At 73.7% G+C, this 16092-nt stretch carries 15 protein-coding genes; 4 read left to right on the forward strand and 11 right to left on the reverse strand.

The annotated features are described in order from the left end of the window. The first annotated feature begins 71 nt into the window (after nt 1-71). Nucleotides 72-1793, forward strand: coding sequence for an ABC-F family ATP-binding cassette domain-containing protein (locus tag M8330_RS05395; RefSeq protein WP_250826492.1), 1722 nt, complete (start codon nt 72-74; stop codon nt 1791-1793). Here M8330_RS05395 and efeB read toward each other — a convergent pair. The 4 genes from efeB to M8330_RS05415 all read right to left on the reverse strand — a co-directional run bounded on the left by efeB (nt 1775) and on the right by M8330_RS05415 (nt 6064). Then, entirely contained in the window at nt 1775-3043 is a 1269-nt protein-coding gene (efeB, locus tag M8330_RS05400; RefSeq protein ID WP_250055562.1) for an iron uptake transporter deferrochelatase/peroxidase subunit, read from the reverse strand. The genes M8330_RS05395 and efeB overlap by 19 nt on opposite strands. A gap of 33 nt (nt 3044-3076) precedes the next feature. Continuing rightward, nucleotides 3077-4282 carry an iron uptake system protein EfeO gene (efeO, locus tag M8330_RS05405; protein WP_250826493.1) on the reverse strand — a complete coding sequence of 402 codons (1206 nt, stop codon included), beginning with the start codon at nt 4280-4282 and terminating at the stop codon, nt 3077-3079. Nucleotides 4283-4355: 73 nt separating this feature from the next. Then, the gene (efeU, locus tag M8330_RS05410; protein WP_250826494.1) at nt 4356-5225 is read right to left on the reverse strand and encodes an iron uptake transporter permease EfeU; all 870 of its coding nucleotides are present in this window, start codon (nt 5223-5225) and stop codon (nt 4356-4358) included. Nucleotides 5226-5347: 122 nt separating this feature from the next. Next, nucleotides 5348-6064 (reverse strand): DsbA family oxidoreductase, encoded by a 717-nt coding sequence (locus tag M8330_RS05415; protein ID WP_250826495.1) that lies wholly within the window; start codon nt 6062-6064, stop codon nt 5348-5350. Between the two features lie 205 nt (nt 6065-6269). On the opposite strand from M8330_RS05415, the gene M8330_RS05420 reads away from it, so the two are divergent. Together M8330_RS05420 and M8330_RS05425 are read left to right on the forward strand one after the other, a co-directional pair. After that, complete coding sequence (locus M8330_RS05420) at nt 6270-7202, forward strand: ABC transporter ATP-binding protein (protein WP_250826496.1); 933 nt, start codon at nt 6270-6272, stop codon at nt 7200-7202. Continuing rightward, on the forward strand, nt 7199-8065 hold the full coding sequence (locus M8330_RS05425) for an ABC-2 transporter permease (RefSeq protein WP_250055552.1): 867 nt from the start codon (nt 7199-7201) through the stop codon (nt 8063-8065). Before M8330_RS05420 ends, M8330_RS05425 begins: the two co-directional genes overlap by 4 nt. A 107-nt stretch (nt 8066-8172) precedes the next feature. Here the strand turns inward: M8330_RS05425 and ilvC are convergent, their stop codons facing one another. From ilvC to M8330_RS05450, 5 genes are all read right to left on the reverse strand, one after another. After that, nucleotides 8173-9201 carry a ketol-acid reductoisomerase gene (ilvC, locus tag M8330_RS05430; protein WP_308196027.1) on the reverse strand — a complete coding sequence of 343 codons (1029 nt, stop codon included), beginning with the start codon at nt 9199-9201 and terminating at the stop codon, nt 8173-8175. Nucleotides 9202-9267: 66 nt separating this feature from the next. Next, entirely contained in the window at nt 9268-9813 is a 546-nt protein-coding gene (gene ilvN / locus M8330_RS05435; protein ID WP_250055550.1) for an acetolactate synthase small subunit, read from the reverse strand. Beyond that, nucleotides 9813-11567: an acetolactate synthase large subunit gene (locus tag M8330_RS05440; protein ID WP_250826497.1), complete on the reverse strand. Its 1755-nt coding sequence runs from the start codon at nt 11565-11567 to the stop codon at nt 9813-9815. Before M8330_RS05440 ends, ilvN begins: the two co-directional genes overlap by 1 nt. Nucleotides 11568-11875: 308 nt before the next feature. Further along, a complete protein-coding gene (locus tag M8330_RS05445) occupies nt 11876-12607 on the reverse strand; it encodes a 4a-hydroxytetrahydrobiopterin dehydratase (RefSeq protein WP_250055546.1) in 732 nt (243 codons plus the stop codon). Then, nucleotides 12604-13023, reverse strand: coding sequence for a VOC family protein (locus M8330_RS05450; protein ID WP_250055544.1), 420 nt, complete (start codon nt 13021-13023; stop codon nt 12604-12606). The genes M8330_RS05445 and M8330_RS05450 overlap by 4 nt, the downstream gene beginning before the upstream one ends. A 91-nt stretch (nt 13024-13114) precedes the next feature. Here M8330_RS05450 and M8330_RS05455 point away from each other — a divergent pair, with 91 nt between their 5' ends. After that, a complete protein-coding gene (locus M8330_RS05455; RefSeq protein WP_250826498.1) occupies nt 13115-13768 on the forward strand; it encodes a Pr6Pr family membrane protein in 654 nt (217 codons plus the stop codon). A 10-nt stretch (nt 13769-13778) separates the two neighbouring features. On the opposite strand, the gene M8330_RS05460 is transcribed toward M8330_RS05455, so the two are convergent. Together M8330_RS05460 and M8330_RS05465 are read right to left on the reverse strand one after the other, a co-directional pair. Further along, a complete protein-coding gene (locus tag M8330_RS05460) occupies nt 13779-14834 on the reverse strand; it encodes a S66 family peptidase (protein ID WP_250826499.1) in 1056 nt (351 codons plus the stop codon). A 5-nt stretch (nt 14835-14839) separates the two neighbouring features. Further along, nucleotides 14840-16075: a kynureninase gene (locus tag M8330_RS05465; RefSeq protein WP_250826500.1), complete on the reverse strand. Its 1236-nt coding sequence runs from the start codon at nt 16073-16075 to the stop codon at nt 14840-14842. Nucleotides 16076-16092 lie beyond the last annotated feature (17 nt).

Consider the following 16092-nt stretch of genomic DNA (forward strand, 5'->3'; position numbering starts at 1 on the left):
GCGCACGCGCACGCACCGCGCACGCTCGCCCGGCCTGGACGGTGGACCGCCGCGTCCTCGAGAGACCAGCGATGCCTCACTCCCCCGCGCCCGCCGTGCGCTTCCACCAGGTCGGCCTGACCTGGCCCGACGGCACCCCAGCCCTGCGTGACGTCGACCTGCTCGTCCCGCCCGGTCGCTCCGCGCTCGTCGGCGCGAACGGCACCGGCAAGACCACGCTGCTGCGCCTGGCCGCCGGCACGCTGCGGCCGAGCGCCGGGCACGTGTCGGTGCCGGGCCGGGTCGCCCACCTGCCGCAAGGCCTCACCCTCGACGTCGCGGCCCGGGTCGAGGACGTCCTCGGGGTCGGCCCCGCCCGACGCGCGCTGGCCGCCGTCGAGGCCGGGTCCGTGGAGCCCGCCGACTACGAGGCCATCGGTGACGACTGGGACGTCGACGCCCGCGTCGGCGCGCTCCTCGAGCGCCTCGGGCTGCCGGCGGCGCTCCTGGACCGCCGTGTCGGCGAGGTCTCGGGCGGGCAGGCCGTGCGCATCGGGCTGGCCGCCGCGCTCCTGGCCGAGCCGGAGGTGCTGCTCCTGGACGAGCCCACCAACGACCTCGACCGCGACGCACGGGCGCGGGTGGCCGACGTGGTGGCCTCGTGGCCGCGGACGCTGGTGCTGGTCAGCCACGACCGGGCCCTGCTGGAGCACGTGGAGCGGGTCGGGGAGCTGCGCCGACCCGGGCCGGCGGGTCGGGGCCGCGGCGAGGCGCCGGACCCCCGGTTGAGCGTGCGCTGGTTCGCGGGCGGGTTCAGCAGCTACGCCACCCAGGTGGCCGAGGAGCAGGCCGCCGTTGCCGACGCCGTGGCGGGCGCGCGGACGCTGCTGCGCCGCGAGCAGCGCGACGCCGTGGCCGCCGAGCAACGGCTGGCCACGCGCCGCCGCGACGCCCGACGCAACGCCGGCAACGTCTCCAAGGCCGTGCGCGACTACGAGCGGAACCGGGCCGAGAAGGCGGCCGCCGGCTTCACCGCCGTGCACGCCGAGCGGCTCGCGAGCGCCCGCGGCCGCGTCGAGGAGGCCGAGGAGGCCCTGGCCCCGGACGACGGCGTGGCGGTCGACCTCGCCCGGGACCTGGCCGCGTGCGCCGTGCCCCGGGGACGGCAGGTGCTCGACGCCGACGTGCTGCTCCCGACCGGAGTCAGCACCGGGCCCAGCACCGGGCGCAGTACCGGGCTCAGCACCGGACCCAGGGTGCGGCTCTCCCTGGCCGGCCCGCAGCGGGTGGCGCTGGTGGGCGGCAACGGCACCGGCAAGACGACGCTGCTGCGGGTGCTGGCCGGGGACGCGGCGCCCCGGGCCGGCACCGTGCGCCGCCACGTCCCGCTCGCGCACCTGCCGCAGCGCCTCGACGTGCTGGACCCGGGGCGCAGCGTCGCCGCGCAGGCCCTGGCCGCCGCCGGCCCGGGCGCGGACCCCGCGGCCGTGCGCACCCGGCTGGCCAGGCTGGGCCTGCGGGGCGGCCGGGCCGAGGTGCCGGCGGGCACGCTGTCGGGCGGGCAGCGCTTCCGCGCGACGCTGGCGGTGGTGCTGGGCGCGGAGCCGCCACCGCGCCTGCTGCTGCTCGACGAGCCCACCAACAACCTGGACCTGCCGACCTACGACGCCTTGGTGGAGGCGCTGCGCGGGTACCCGGGGGCGCTGGTCGTGGCGACGCACGACGAGGCCTTCCTCGAGGACCTGCGCGCCGACGTCGTCCTCGACCTCGACGTGCCGGACGAGGAGGGGGTCGTTCAGGCGAAGAGGGCCTGACCCACGTGCTCGCCCTCGCCGACGCCGCCGGGCACGGCGAACAGCGCCGAACCGGTGAACTTCAGGTACTCCATCAGGGTGTCGTTGCGGGACATGGCCTGCTGCACGGGGATGAACTGGGTGTCGGGGTCGCGGACGAACGCGATGAAGAACAGCCCGGCGTTGAGCCCGCCCAGGTCGTCGGTGCCGTCCACGAAGTTGTAGCCGCGGCGCAGCATCCGCGCGCCCCCGTGGGCCGAGGGGTGGACGACGGCGACGTGGCTGTCGACGGGGATCACCGGCTGGTCGTTCGAGCCGGGCATGGAGAAGTCCGGCTCGGTGAACTCGTCCCCGCCCGAGAGCGGGGCGCCGGTGCCCTTGGTCCGGCCGATGAAGCCCTCCTGGTCGGCCAGCGGCTGGCGGTCCCAGACCTCGATGGTCATGTTGGTGCGCCGGGCCACCAGGTAGGAGCCGCCGGCGAGCCAGTCGCCGCCGTCGTCCTCGGGCTGGACCCAGACCTGCTCCTCCAGCTCCGCGGTCTCCTCCGCCTTGACGTTGGCGGTGCCGTCCTTGAAGCCGAACAGGTTGCGGGGGGTCTCCTGGCTGGTCGACGTCGAGGACGTGCGGCCGAAGCCGAGCTGGCTCCACCGCACGGCCACCGTGCCGAACCCGATCCGGGCCAGGTTGCGGATCGCGTGCACCGCGACCTGCGGGTCCTGCGCGCAGGCCTGGATGCAGAGGTCTCCCCCGCTGCGGTTCCTGTCCAGGACGTCAGCGGGGAAGTGCGGCAGGTCGCGCAGCGCGGCCGGGCGCCGGTCGGCGAGGCCGAACCGGTCGACGCCGTCCTTCTCGAACAGGCCGGGGCCGAAGCCGAAGGTGATCGTGAGGCCGCCGGCCGGCAGGCCGATCGCCTCGCCGGTGTCGTCGGGCGGCACGTTGTAGGGCCCGTCCACCGCGCCGACGGGGCCGGCGTCCAGACCCTGGGTCATCCGCTCCGCGGCCGCCGTCCACTGGACCAGCAGGTCCACCAGGGCCTGGCGGTCGTCGGTGGTGACGTCGAACGCGGCGAAGTGCAGCCGGTCCTGCGCCGGGGTGACGATGCCGGCCTGGTGGGTGCCGCGGAACGGGTAGGTGTCCGAGGCAGCGTCGACCGCCGCGTCCTCGGACTCGCGGCCGAGGGCGTAGCCGCCCACGGCGATGCCCGCGGCCGCCCCGGTGGCGGCCAGTGCCGCGCCGCCGCCGAGGAGCCCACGCCTGGAGATGCCTGCCATGCGAACCAGCCTAGGAAGGAGTCGACCCGACCGTCACGCCAGCAGCGCGGCGGTGAGCTGGGAGAGCGGCTCGGAGAGGGCGTTGACGGCGTCGGAGAGCTCCTTGACCTGGGCCTGGGTGAGCTCGTCGTAGCCGACGAAGTCGTCGCCGGTGCGGTACTGGGCCAGCAGGTCGTCCAGCTGGGTGAACCGGGTGCGCAGCGAGGCCGCGAGCTCGGGGTCCTTGGTCTCCAGCAGCGGCTCGACGCCCTCGAACCCGACGCGGGCGCCGTCGACGTTGGCCTGGAAGTCGTAGAGGTCGGTCCGCGACCAGTACTCCTCCTCGCCGGTGACCTTGCCGGTCGCGACCTCCTCGAGCAGGCCGCGCGAGCCGTTGGCGATCTGGTCGACGGTGTAGGTGAGGTCGCCGATGCGGGTCACCAGCTCCTCGGTGTTCGCCAGCAGGTCCTGGGCGTAGTACGAGCGCTCCTTCGCGCTCAGCGCCGTGTAGTCGGTGGCGCGGGCCGGCCACAGGTCCTTCTCGATCCGGTGCCAGCCGGTCCACTCCTCGCCCTCGGAGAGGTCCGCCTCGCGCAGGTCCATCTTCGGGTCGAGGTCGCCGAAGGACTCCGCGACCGTCTCGATCCGCTCCCAGTGGGTGCGGGCGATGGGGTACAGCGCGCGGGCCTCGTCGTCCTGGCCGTCCTCGTAGAGCTCGACGAACTGCCGGGTCTTCTCCAGCAGCTGGTCGGCCTGGTCCTCCACGTACGTGGCGTAGTTGGCCACCGCGGTGTCGACGAGCTCCTGCTCGTCGGCGGTGACGGCGACGTCCTCGCCGGAGTCGGTCACGACGAAGTCGGAGCGGATGCCCTCGCCGACCATGCCCGGCTTGCAGGCGGTCACGTAGTCGCCGGCCGGCGCCGCGAGCACCAGCTGGCGGGTGGCCTGCGGGCCGATGTTCTCGATCTCGCCCTTGATCGTGAGGCCGTCCTCGGCGAGCAGGTAGAACTCGGTGACCTCGCTGCCGGTGTTCGTGACGTTGAAGGTGAGCGTGCCCGAGGGCACCTCACCGGTGGAGACCTCGCACTCGTCGGCGCTGGAGGTGACCGTGACGGTGCGCCCGTCGCCGTCCGTGTCGGACTCGGCCGACGGCACGGCCTCGGTGCAGGAGGCCAGCACCGGCAGGGTGAGGACGGCGGCGGCCAGGCCGAGCAGGCGGGGCGCGGTCGTGCGGGCAGGGGTCAGCGAGGAACGGCGCATCGAGGTTTCTCTCTGGTGCGAGGGACGGGACGAGAGGGGTGCCGGGGCGGGCCCGGGGCGGTGGCGAGACCGGTCAGGCGGCGGCGCGCTCCGGCTGCGCGTCCGCCGGGGAGGCGGGGGCGGCCGGCTTGCGGACCCGACGCACGAACAGCGTCAGGACCGGCACCACGTAGGCCACCCAGGCGATCGCCTCGAGCCACGTGGTCTGCGGGGAGAAGTTGAAGATGCCCTTGAGCAGGGTGCCCAGCCACGAGCCGGCGCTGATCACGCCGGAGACGTCGAAGGCGTAGCTGTTCAGGCCGGGCAGGATGCCGGCCTCCTGGAGGTCGTGGATGCCGTAGGCCAGGACGCCGGCGGCGACGAAGATAAGCAGCGCGCCGGTCCAGGTGAAGAACTTGGTGAGGTTGATGCTGATCGCACCCCGGTAGAGCAGGTAGCCCAGCACGATCGAGGTGGCGATGCCGAGCAGGGCCGCGACGACCGGCGTGGCCGTCTGCTCCCCCAGCGCCGAGCCGGTGGCCTGGCGGGTGTTGGACCACAGGATGAGCGTGGTCTCCAGACCCTCACGACCGACGGCGAGGACGGCCACCAGGACGAGCCCGAGGGCCGAGCCCTGGGCGGCGGCGTCGACCTGGCCGCGCAGCTCCGCTCCGATGGTGCGGGCGGCCCCGGCCATCCAGAAGATCATCCAGGTCACGAACGCGGCCGCGACGATCGACAGCGTGCCGCCGATGATCTCCTGCGACTGGAAGGTGAGCTGGCGCCCGAGCAGCCCGAGGCCCACGGTGATCGCGACGCAGACGGCGATCGCGGCGGCGACGCCGACCCAGATCCGCGGGAGCAGGTGCGAGCGTCCCGACTTCACGAGGTAGGCCACGAGGATGGAGACGACCAGCGTCGCCTCGAGGCCCTCACGCAGGCCGATCAGGAAGTTGCCGAGCATGGCAGCACTGTAAGGCACGAAGGATAGGCGTGCCTAACTAAGATGAGGGTGCCCTCACTTGTGCGGCAGGTGTCGTCCAGACCAGCGGCCGGCGAGGGCCGGCGCTCGAGGCGGTCCGAGCCTCAGATCGCGCAGCCGTCGGGCCCGCACACGCCCGCGTCGCCCTGGTCGGAGCCGACGGTGGTGAGGGTCGGGTGCGCGGCGTCCCAGGCCTGCTGGAGCGCCGAGGAGAAGACCTCGACCGGCTGCGCACCCGAGATGCCGAACGCGGCGTCGATGACGAAGAACGGCACCCCGGTCGCGCCGTAGCGGCGGGCCTGGTCGACGTCGGCCCACACCTCGCGGCGGAACTCGTCGGAGCCCAGGACGGCGGCGACCCGCTCGGCCGGCAGGCCCACCGCGAGCGCCTCGGCGGTGAGGACGGCGTGGTCCCCGACGTCCTCGGCGCGCTCGAAGTAGGCGCTGAGCAGCCGCTCCTTCAGGACCCGCTGCGTCTCGACGCCCGCCTCGGTCAGCGCGAGGTGCAGCAGTCGGTGCGCGTCGACGGTGTTGGTGTGGACGTTGTCGAGCAGTCGGAACTCCAGGCCGACCTCGGCGGCCGTGTCCGTGACGTGCTGCATCATGCCGCGCATCTCGTCCTCGGAGCGGCCGTACTTGCGCGCCAGGGTCGTCAGCGTCTTCTCGTGCCCGTGCTGCGGGGCGGTCGGGTCCAGCTCGAAGGAGCGGTAGACGACCTGCACCTCGTCGGCGTGCTCGAAGTCGGCCAGGGCGGCCTCCAGGCGGCGCTTGCCGATGAAGCACCAGGGACAGACGACGTCGGACCAGATCTCGATCTCCACGTCCGCGCCCAACACCCGACGGACACCGGCTGTTCCCGCCCGGAGAGCCCAGGGCGGGCACAGGGCGGGCACCGGGGGGGGCACAGGGGGTCCGGAACCCTGGTCCAAACCCCGACCCGACCCCGAGGCACCCGAGGTCGGGCCAGGGTCGGGCCCCGTCGTCCACCCGATGTGGGGCGGGCCCCGCCGGCGGTGGGATGGGCCCATGATCGTCATCGACGGACTCACCAAGCGCTACGGCGGGCACACCGCCGTCGACCACGTCTCCTTCACGGCCCGCCCCGGGCGGGTCACCGGCTTCCTCGGCCCCAACGGCGCCGGCAAGTCCACGACCCTGCGCATCCTCGCGGGGCTGACCCCGGCGACCTCCGGCACCGCCACGGTGCTCGGCCGCCCCTACCACCGGCTGCCGAACCCCGGCCGCGAGATCGGCGTCCTCCTCGACGCCTCCGCCCAGCACGCCGGCCGCACCGGCCGCGAGATCCTGCGGGTCGCCGCGATCACCATGGGCCTCCCCCGCACCCGGGTCGACGAGATGCTCGACCTCGTCGGCCTCACCCAGGACGAGGCCTCGCGCCGCGTCCGCGACTACTCCCTGGGCATGCGCCAGCGGCTCGGCCTGGCCCACGCCCTCCTCGGCGACCCGGACGTCCTGGTGCTCGACGAGCCCGCCAACGGCCTCGACCCCGCCGGCATCCGCTGGATGCGCGACCTGCTCTCCGGCTACGCCCGCGACGGCGGCACCGTGCTGCTCTCCAGCCACCTGCTGCACGAGATCGAGGTCGTGGCCGACGACATCGTCGTCATCGGCCAGGGCCGGATCGTGGCCGGCGGCACCAAGGAGGAGCTCCTCGCCGGCACCGGCACGCTGGTGCGCTGCGCCGACACGGCGCGCCTGGCCGAGTCCCTGGCCGGCGCCGGTCACCACGTGGAGCACGTCGACCCCGCGGACGCCGGCGCCGGGCTGCGCACCGACGCCGACCCCACCACCGCCGGACTCGTCGCGCTCGCGGCCGGCCTGGCCCTCACCGAGCTGCGCACCGCCGACGGTGCCGGCCTGGAGGAGATGTTCCTCCAGCTCACCGCCCAGACCCAGCGGGACGCGCACGCCCGCGAGACCGCAGGAGCAGCAGCATGAGCACCGCAGCCACCACCCCGGCCACCACCCCTGCCACGACGCAGGCACCCGGGCCCGCCCACGCGGCCGTCACCGACACGGCGACCCGGGACGCGCGGCGCCCCGCCCCGTCCCCGATCCCGTTCAGCCGGCTGCTGCTGGTCGAGGCCCGCAAGATGGTCGACACCCGGGCCGGCCTGTGGCTCATGGTCGGCATCGCCGTCGCCTCGGTGCTGGCGAGCGCGGCCGTCGTGCTCTGGGCCCCGGACTCGATGATCGACTACAGCAGCTTCTCCACCGCGATCGGCATCCCGATGGCCGTCATGCTGCCGATCATCGCGATCCTGTCCGTGACCTCGGAGTTCAGCCAGCGCACCGGACTGGCCACGTTCACCCTCGTGCCGCACCGCGGCCGCGTCGTGGCGGCGAAGCTCGTCAACGCCGTGGCCGTGGGCGTGCTCGGGATGGTCGTCGCGGCCGGCGTGGGCGCGCTGGGCAACCTGGTGGGCGCCGCGCTCGTCGGCATCGACCCCGTGTGGGACGTCTCGTTCGCCCTGTTCAGCTCGATCGTGCTGGGCAACGTGCTCGGCGTGCTCGTCGGATTCATGCTCGCCACGCTGCTGCGCAGCACCCCGGCCGCGATGGTCGGCTACCTGGTCTACGGCTACGTGCTGGTGGGCCTCACGACGATGCTGGCGAGCGTGCAGGAGTGGTTCGCCGACGCCCAGCCGTGGGTGGACTTCAACTTCCACCAGGGCAACCTGTTCGAGGGGTTCCCCGAGACCGGCGAGGGCTGGGCCCAGCTCGGCGTCACCGCCGTGGTCTGGCTGGTCGTGCCCCTGGCCCTCGGCCTGTGGCGCCTCGTCCGTGCCGAGGTGAAGTGACGTCCCAGCCGACCGGAGGAGACCCGCCGACAAGCACCGGACCCGCCGGGTCGACAGCGCGAGGCCGTCGACCCGGCGGGTCGTGGTGGTGCGTGGGGTGGGCCGGCTCAGCGGGCCGCGGTGCCCTCGACGTAGTCGGAGTCGTGGCTCTTGACCCACGCCATGAGCTTGCGCAGCTCGCGGCCGGTCTTCTCGATCGGGTGCGACTCGCCCGCGGCGCGGAGCTGCTTGAACTCCGGGGAGCCGGCGTCCATGTCGTCGATGAACCGCTTGGCGAACGCGCCGTTCTGGATGTCGGCGAGGACGGCCTGCATGTTGGTCTTCACCTCGGGGGTGATGACCCGCGGGCCGGAGACGTAGTCACCGAACTCGGCGGTGTCGGAGACCGACCAGCGCTGCTTGGCGATGCCGCCCTCGTACATGAGGTCGACGATGAGCTTCAGCTCGTGGAGGCACTCGAAGTAGGCGACCTCGGGCTGGTAGCCGGCCTCGATCAGGGTCTCGAAGCCGTACATCACCAGCTGGGAGGCGCCACCGCAGAGGACGGCCTGCTCACCGAACAGGTCGGTCTCGGTCTCCTCGGTGAAGGTGGTCTTGATGCCGCCGGCGCGCAGGCCGCCGATGCCCTTGGCGTAGGACAGGGCGAGGGGCCAGGCGTTGCCGGTCTCGTCCTTCTCCACCGCGACGAGCACGGGGACGCCGCGGCCGTCGACGTACTCACGGCGGACCAGGTGGCCCGGGCCCTTGGGGGCGACCATGAAGATGTCGACGCCCTCGGGGGCGGTGATGTAGCCGAAGCGGATGTTGAAGCCGTGGCCGAAGACCAGGGTCTTGCCCGGCTTGAGCTGCGGCTCGATCTCCTCGGCGTACACCTTGCGCTGGTGCTGGTCCGGGGTCAGGATCACGATCACGTCGGCCCAGGCGGAGACCTCGGCGGGCGTGCCGACGGTGAGGCCCTCGGCCTCGGCCTTCGGCGTGGACTTCGAGCCCGGCTGGAGGCCGATGCGCACGTCGACGCCGGAGTCGCGCAGCGACAGCGAGTGGGCGTGGCCCTGGCTGCCGTAACCGATCACGGCGACCTTCTTGCCCTGGATCAGGGACAGGTCGGCGTCGTCGTCGTAGAACATCTCAGCCACGGGGGCTTCTCCTTCTGGTTGCTTCTGGGGTCTGGTGCGGTGCGTGTGGTGCGGTGCGGGTCGGGGTCAGCCGACGTGCGCGGCCGGGGGCGCGGGGACGGCCACCGGCTTGAGGCTGCGCTCGGAGATCGAGCGGGAGCCGCGGCTGATGCCGACCATCCCGGACTGGACGATCTCACGGATGCCGAAGGGCTCGAGCACCCGGAGGAAGTCGGCGATCTTGCCGGCGTTCCCGGTGATCTGGACGGTGACCGCGTCGGTGCCGACGTCGATCACCTTCGCGCGGAACAGCTGGACGGTGTCGAGCACCTGGCCGCGGGTCTCCGCGGTGGCGCCGACCTTGAGCAGGACGAGCTCCCGGGTCACGGAGTGCTCGGGGTCCAGCTCCACGATCTTGATGACCTCGACGAGCTTGTTGAGCTGCTTGGTCACCTGCTCGAGGGGCAGCGACTCGACGTTGACCACGATCGTCATCCGGGAGATCTCCGGGTGCTCGGTCGGGCCGACGGCGAGGCTGTCGATGTTGAAGCCTCGGCGGCTGAAGAGGCCGGCGATGCGGGCCAGGACGCCGGGCTTGTCCTCGACGAGGACGGACAGGGTGTGCTTGGTCATCAGATGGCGTCCTCGTCGAACTCGGGGGCCAGGTCGCGGGCGTACTTGATGTCGTCGTTGGACGCGCCGGCGGCGACCATCGGCCAGACCATGGCGTCCTTGTGCACGCGGAAGTCGACGACCACGGGCACGTCGTTGATCTCCATCGCCTTCTCGATGGTGGAGTCCACGTCCTCGGGGCGGTCGCAGGACAGGCCGACGCAGCCGTAGGCCTCGGCCAGCTTCGGGAAGTCCGGGATGCGCACCGGGCCACCGTGCTTCTGCAGGTCGGTGTTGGAGTAGCGCTCGCCGTAGAACAGCGTCTGCCACTGCCGGACCATGCCGAGGTTCTCGTTGTTGATGATCGCGACCTTGATCGGGATGTTCTCGATCGCGCAGGTCGCGAGCTCCTGGTTGGTCATCTGGAAGCAGCCGTCGCCGTCGATCGACCAGACGGTGGCGTCCGGGCGGCCGACCTTGGCGCCCATGGCGGCGGGCACGGAGAAGCCCATCGTGCCGAGACCGCCGGAGTTGATCCAGGTGTTGGGGTTCTCGTAGCCGATGAACTGCGCCGCCCACATCTGGTGCTGGCCGACGCCGGAGGTGAAGACGGTCTCGGGGCCGGAGATCTGGCCGAGGCGCTGGATCACCGACTGCGGGGAGAGCAGGCCGGCCGGCGGCTGCTCCCAGCCCAGGGCGTACTTCCGCTTGATGCCGGCCAGGAAGCCGACCCACTGCTCGTAGTCGCCGGTCTGCCCGTTCTCGGCCGCGGCCTGGAGGGCGACGACGAGGTCGGAGATGACCTCGCGGGCGTCGCCGACGATCGGGACGTCGGCGTGCCGGTTCTTGCCGATCTCGGCCGGGTCGATGTCGGCGTGGATGACCTGCGCGTGCGGGGCGAAGGCGTCCAGGTTGCCGGTGACGCGGTCGTCGAAGCGGGCGCCGAGGCTGATGATCAGGTCGGACTTCTGCAGCGCCGCGACGGCCGCGACGGTGCCGTGCATGCCCGGCATGCCCAGGTGCTGCGGGTGGGAGTCGGGGAACGCGCCGCGGGCCATCAGCGTGGTGACCACCGGCATGCCGGTGAGCTCGGCCAGGACCCGCAGCTCGCGGGAGGCGCGGGCACGGATGACGCCGCCGCCGACGTAGAGCACCGGACGGCGGGCGTCGCCGATCATCCGGGCGGCCTCGCGCATCTGCTTGGCGTGCGGCTTGGTCACCGGGCGGTAGCCGGGCAGGCCCAGCTCGGTCGGCCAGCGGAAGGTCGTCATCGACTGCAGCGCCGACTTGGCGATGTCGACCAGGACCGGGCCCGGACGGCCGGTGCGCGCGAGGTGGAACGCCTCGGCGATCTTGGTGGGGATCTCGTCGGGGTCGGTGACGAGGAAGTTGTGCTTGGTGATCGGCATCGTGATGCCGCGGATGTCCGCCTCCTGGAAGGCGTCCGTGCCGATCATCGACGCGCCGACCTGACCGGTGACGGCCACCATCGGCACGGAGTCCATGTGCGCGTCCGCGATCGGGGTGACCAGGTTCGTCGCGCCCGGGCCGGAGGTCGCCATGCAGACGCCGACCTCACCGGTGGCGGCCGCGTACCCCTGGGCCGCGTGACCGGCGCCCTGCTCGTGGCGCACGAGGATGTGGCGCACCTTCGTGGAGTCCATCAGCGGGTCGTACGCCGGGAGGATCGCACCTCCGGGGATGCCGAAGACGTTCTTCGCCCCCGCCGCTTCCAGCGACGTGACCAGGCTCTGTGCGCCCGTGATCTCGCTCATGCCCTGCTACTTCCTTGCCTCGGGTTGTGTCCGGCCGGTGCCGCCTCCCGCTCCGGGTGGCCGGCCGACCGCGTGCTGCTCTCGTGCTGATCCCACAAAAAAGCCCCCCGGCCACAGGCTGCGAGGGGATGACGCGCTGAGTGAGCGTGGATCGTGCTCAGACGGCGCGTCGTGTGCGTACGAGAAGGAACAGTCGCATGACGCCACGGTAACGGCACTGATTCCTCCTCGTCATCGGGAAGTGACGCTTGTCCCACGATCCGGGACGGGCTTCTCGGATGGTGAACGTCCTGCGGCCGGTCCCGGCCTCACTCCCCCCGGCCGTGCCAGGTGGTCAGGCAGGCCTGGTTGCCCTGCGGGTCCGCGAGCACCCAGAAGGCGGGCGCCTCCTCGTCGGAGACCATGGTGCCACCGGCGGCCAGGGCTGCGTCGATCCTCTCGCGCACCACCTCCGGCGGCACCCGGACGTCGGCGTGCCACCGCTGCGCCGGTGCCGACCGGGCCCGTGGCCGGTCGCAGGGCTGGAACCACACGGTCGGGAGCGTGCCGCCCGGATCCACCACCTGGAGCTCGACGCCGTCCTCGTGCTCCACCCGCTCGAGCACCCCGTCGAGCACCGCCGCCCAGAACGGCGCGACCTCCTCCGCGTCCCACGTGTCCAGCGCCAGCTCTAGGACGCGCAGGGAGACCGGAGCGGCCACGACCCCCATCTCGGCGGCCAGCTCGGAGACCTCGCGGGCCAGCATCACGTCGCGGACCGTGAGCCCGCCGACGTCGTGGCTGACCAGCCCCACCTCGACGTGGCCGTAGCGCAGGTCGACGTCGGGGTGGTGGTCGGCCGCGTCCGCGAGCCGGGCCAGCTCGGCCACGAACGCGGCACCGGTGGCGAAGTCCTGCGTCAGGTAGCGCACCCGGAGGCGGCCGAGCAGCGGCCGCCAGCCGGAGAGCCCCGCCTCGTCCACCTGCGTGGTGGACCAGACCTCGCGCTCCTCGGGCACCGGGTGCCCGGTCGCGCCGGGCTGCTCCCCCGCGCCGCTCACGGCAGCACCGACAGGCCGATGGGGCCCGGGTTGTGGGCCACCTCCCAGCGGAAGCCGTCCGGGTCGGCGAAGTAGCCGGAGTACCCGCCCCACTCGCGCGCCACCCCGTCGGCGACCGGGTCCGCGCCCGCGGCCCGCGCCTCGGCGAGGACCGCGTCGACCTCGGCGGGCGTGGCGACGTTGTGCGCGAGGGTGATCGGTGAGACGCCGGGGCCGCTGCGGGGCGCCTCCCCGACCTCGGCGGTGAAGGCCGCCGCGTCCCAGAGGGAGAGGACGAGCCGCTCGCCGGCCCGGAGCATCAGCACCTCGCCGGGCACGAGCAGCTCGGGCTCCCAGCCGAGGCCGTCGACGTAGAAGCGTCTGCTGGCCTCGACGTCGGCCACCGCGAGGGTCACGAAGCTGATCCGCTGGTCCATGACGCCGACGATTCCACCCGGCGCCGACACCCGCCACCCTCCCTCCTGCTGCACTCCCGCGCCCGGCCGCGCTCCCCGCTAGGTTGCCCGCGTGCCCACCACCGCCGCGCGTGCCCTGCACGCCGTCACCGCCGTCGTCGCCACCGCCGCGATCGTCCTCCAGCTGGTGCTCGTCCTCCTCGGCGACGCCGTGCTCGACGAGGCCGCGGCACCGCCGCTCGGGCTCGCCCTGGTGCGGTTCGTCGCCTACTTCACGATCCAGTCCAACGTGCTCGTCGCCCTCGCCGCGTGGACGCTCGTGGCCGACCCCGACCGCGACGGCACCCGCTGGTGGCGCGGCCTGCGCCTGGCCGGGGTCGTGGGGATCACGGTCACCGGCGTCGTCCACTTCCTCCTGCTCCGGCCCCTGCTGAGCCTCGAGGGGGCGAGCTGGGTGGCCGACAAGGCGCTGCACGTGGGAGTCCCGCTCCTGGCGGTGCTGGCCTTCGCGGCCGCGGGGCCGCGGCCGCGCGTCGACGCCCGGGCCGTGGGCGTGGCGGTCGGCTGGGCCGTCGCCTGGCTGGTGGTGACGCTGACCTACGGGGGGCTCACCGGGTGGGTGCCCTACCCGTTCCTGGACGTGGAGGAGAACGGCTGGGGCGGCGTCGCCGTGGTCTGCCTGGGCATCACGGTGTTCTTCCTGGCGCTGTGCGGCCTGGCCGCCCTCGTCGACCGGCGGGCCGGCCGCAGCCCGCGCTCCGCCTGAGGCGCACCCCTCACCAGGTCTGGCGCCAGGTGCGCGTGGCGGTGTCGACCTCGACCAGCGCCCCGGTCACCCACGCCCCGCACGGCTGCGTGTGCCCGTGGTCGACGTCGAGCACGACCGGCACCGGGCGACCCTCGGCGTCCCGCAGGTTGCCCAGCGCGTGCGCCACCGCGTCGTGCTGGCCCAGGTCCCCGGACGCCGGCGCCGCGGTGCGTCCCACGAGCACGCCGCGCGCGTGGTCGAACCAGCCGGCCAGGCGCAGGCCGTGCAGGGCACGGGCGACGTCCAGCGCGCCCCACTCGGCGGCCTCGAGCAGCACGACGACCCCCTCGCCCTGGGCAGCCTGCGCCGCGGCGAACGCGGGCACGTCGCCCACCGGCGTGCCGGCCAGGTGGTGCACGGTCTCCAGGCACCCGGCCACGAGGCGTCCCGCGAACGCGGCCTCCCCGCCGCCCAGCACCGACCACGCGGCCTCGCCGTCGAGCGACATCCGGGCGACGCCGGGATCGGCGACGTAGTCGTCCCACCCGCTGGTGCGCCAGCGCCCCGGCGAGGTCTGCACCAGCGGCCCGCTGCGCGGGTCGTGCTCGAGCGCGTCCAGCCAGCCGACCAGGCCACGGGCGGCCGTGTACGGGGTGTCCATCAGGTTGTGGCCGGTCAGGGCGCCCCAGCCGCAGTGCACGGTGAGCGGCAGCATGAGCGTGGAGGTGTCGGAGAACCCGACGACCCAGGTGGGCTCGGCCGCGGCCAGCGCCTCCCAGCCCAGGACGCCGAGCAGGTCGATGGCCAGCTCCCCGCCCCACGGCGGCACCACGGCGGCGACGTCGGGGTCGAGCAGCATCGCGGTCAGCTCCGCGGCGCGTGCCTCCCGCGGGGCGGAGAGCACCGGGTCCCCCTCGGTGAGCAGGCACTCCCCCAGCCGGACCTCGTAGCCGCGCTCGCGGACCACGCGCACGGCCTCGCGCAGCCGCGGCACCATCGGCGGCGCCACGCCCGAGGACGGCGCGGTCACCCCGACGGTGTCGCCGGGGCGGAGCGGACGGGGGAAGCGCAGCGGTGCTCTCACGCACCTCACGCTAGGCCCGCGAGCACCTCCGCCGCAGCCGAGATCCCGGCCTCCACCTCGGCGAACGAGGTCGAGAGCGGGGAGAGCCCGAGGCGCAGCCCGCCGGGGTCGCGGTAGTCCGGCAGCACCTCGCGCTGCCACAGGCCGGCGACGACCTCGCGCATCCGGGGGTGCAGCAGCGTCACGTGCCCGCCGCGGCGCTCGGGGTCGGCCGGGGAGCCCAGCCGGGCGTCGGGGAGCAGTCGGCGGCCGGCGTCCGCGGCGAAGGTGGTGAGGGCGACGGACTTGGCGCGCACCGCCTCGATGCCCACCTCGTCGAGGAGGTCGAGCATGTCGGCGACCGGCTGCATCGAGAGCACGGACGGGGTGCCCGCGACCAGGCGGCGCACGCCGGGCGCCGGCTCGTAGCCCGGCCCCATGGCGAACGGGTCGGCGTGGCCCATCCACCCCGTGACCGGCTGGGCCAGGCCCGCGTGGTGGCGGGCGGCGACGTAGGCGAGCGCCGGGGCGCCCGGGCCGCCGTTGAGGAACTTGTAGGTGCAGCCGACGGCGAGGTCGACCCCCGTGCGGTCCAGCTGCACCGGCAGCACCCCGACCGAGTGCGAGAGGTCGGCCAGCACCAGCGCGCCCACCTCGTGGGCCACCTCGGCGACGGCGGCCAGCGGCGCGATCGCCGCGGAGCGGTAGGCCACGTGCGAGAGCAGGACGACGGCGGTCTGCTCGCCCACCACGGCGGCGACCTCGTCGTCGGTGACCCCGGTGGTGGGCTCGGCGGGCTCGATCCAGACCAGGTGCAGGCCGCGCTCGCGGGCCACCGACTCGGCCACGTACCGGTCGGTCGGGAAGTCGTCGGCGCTGAGCACCACCTCGGTGCGGCCCGGCCGCAGCGCGGCCGCGGCGTGCAGCAGCTTGTAGAGGTTGACCGTGGTGGAGTCGCCCACCACGACCTGGCCGGGGGCCGCGCCCAGGCAGGTGCGGGCGATCCGGTCGCCCAGGGTGAGCGGGAGGTCCATCCAGCCGCCCTCGCCGACGTCGCCCCAGCCGCGGATCAGCCGGCCGCCCCACTCCTCGTCCACGAACGAGCGCAGGCGCTCCCCCGTCACCCGCAGCGGGCGCCCGAGGCTGTTGCCGTCCAGGTAGACCAGGGGCTGCTCCGCGCCGACGAACCGGTCCCGGTGGGCCGCGAGCGGGTCTGCGGCGTCGAGGGCGTGCGCGGGGACGAGGTCAGGGCTGGTGCTCACTCGCCCCGTTCTATCCC

The organism is Nocardioides bruguierae, from assembly GCF_023656415.1.
Taxonomy (GTDB): Bacteria; Actinomycetota; Actinomycetes; order Propionibacteriales; family Nocardioidaceae; genus Nocardioides; species Nocardioides bruguierae.

Bases quoted from the DNA above. Each gene is read 5' to 3' on its own strand.
- ilvN (WP_250055550.1), bottom strand. From the start codon at position 9,813: ATGACCAAGCACACCCTGTCCGTCCTCGTCGAGGACAAGCCCGGCGTC.
- efeO (WP_250826493.1), bottom strand. From the start codon at position 4,282: ATGCGCCGTTCCTCGCTGACCCCTGCCCGCACGACCGCGCCCCGCCTG.
- efeB (WP_250055562.1), bottom strand. From the start codon at position 3,043: ATGGCAGGCATCTCCAGGCGTGGGCTCCTCGGCGGCGGCGCGGCACTG.
- M8330_RS05450 (WP_250055544.1), bottom strand. From the start codon at position 13,023: ATGGACCAGCGGATCAGCTTCGTGACCCTCGCGGTGGCCGACGTCGAG.
- M8330_RS05395 (WP_250826492.1), top strand. From the start codon at position 72: ATGCCTCACTCCCCCGCGCCCGCCGTGCGCTTCCACCAGGTCGGCCTG.
- M8330_RS05440 (WP_250826497.1), bottom strand. From the start codon at position 11,567: ATGAGCGAGATCACGGGCGCACAGAGCCTGGTCACGTCGCTGGAAGCG.
- M8330_RS05420 (WP_250826496.1), top strand. From the start codon at position 6,270: ATGATCGTCATCGACGGACTCACCAAGCGCTACGGCGGGCACACCGCC.
- M8330_RS05425 (WP_250055552.1), top strand. From the start codon at position 7,199: ATGAGCACCGCAGCCACCACCCCGGCCACCACCCCTGCCACGACGCAG.
- efeU (WP_250826494.1), bottom strand. From the start codon at position 5,225: ATGCTCGGCAACTTCCTGATCGGCCTGCGTGAGGGCCTCGAGGCGACG.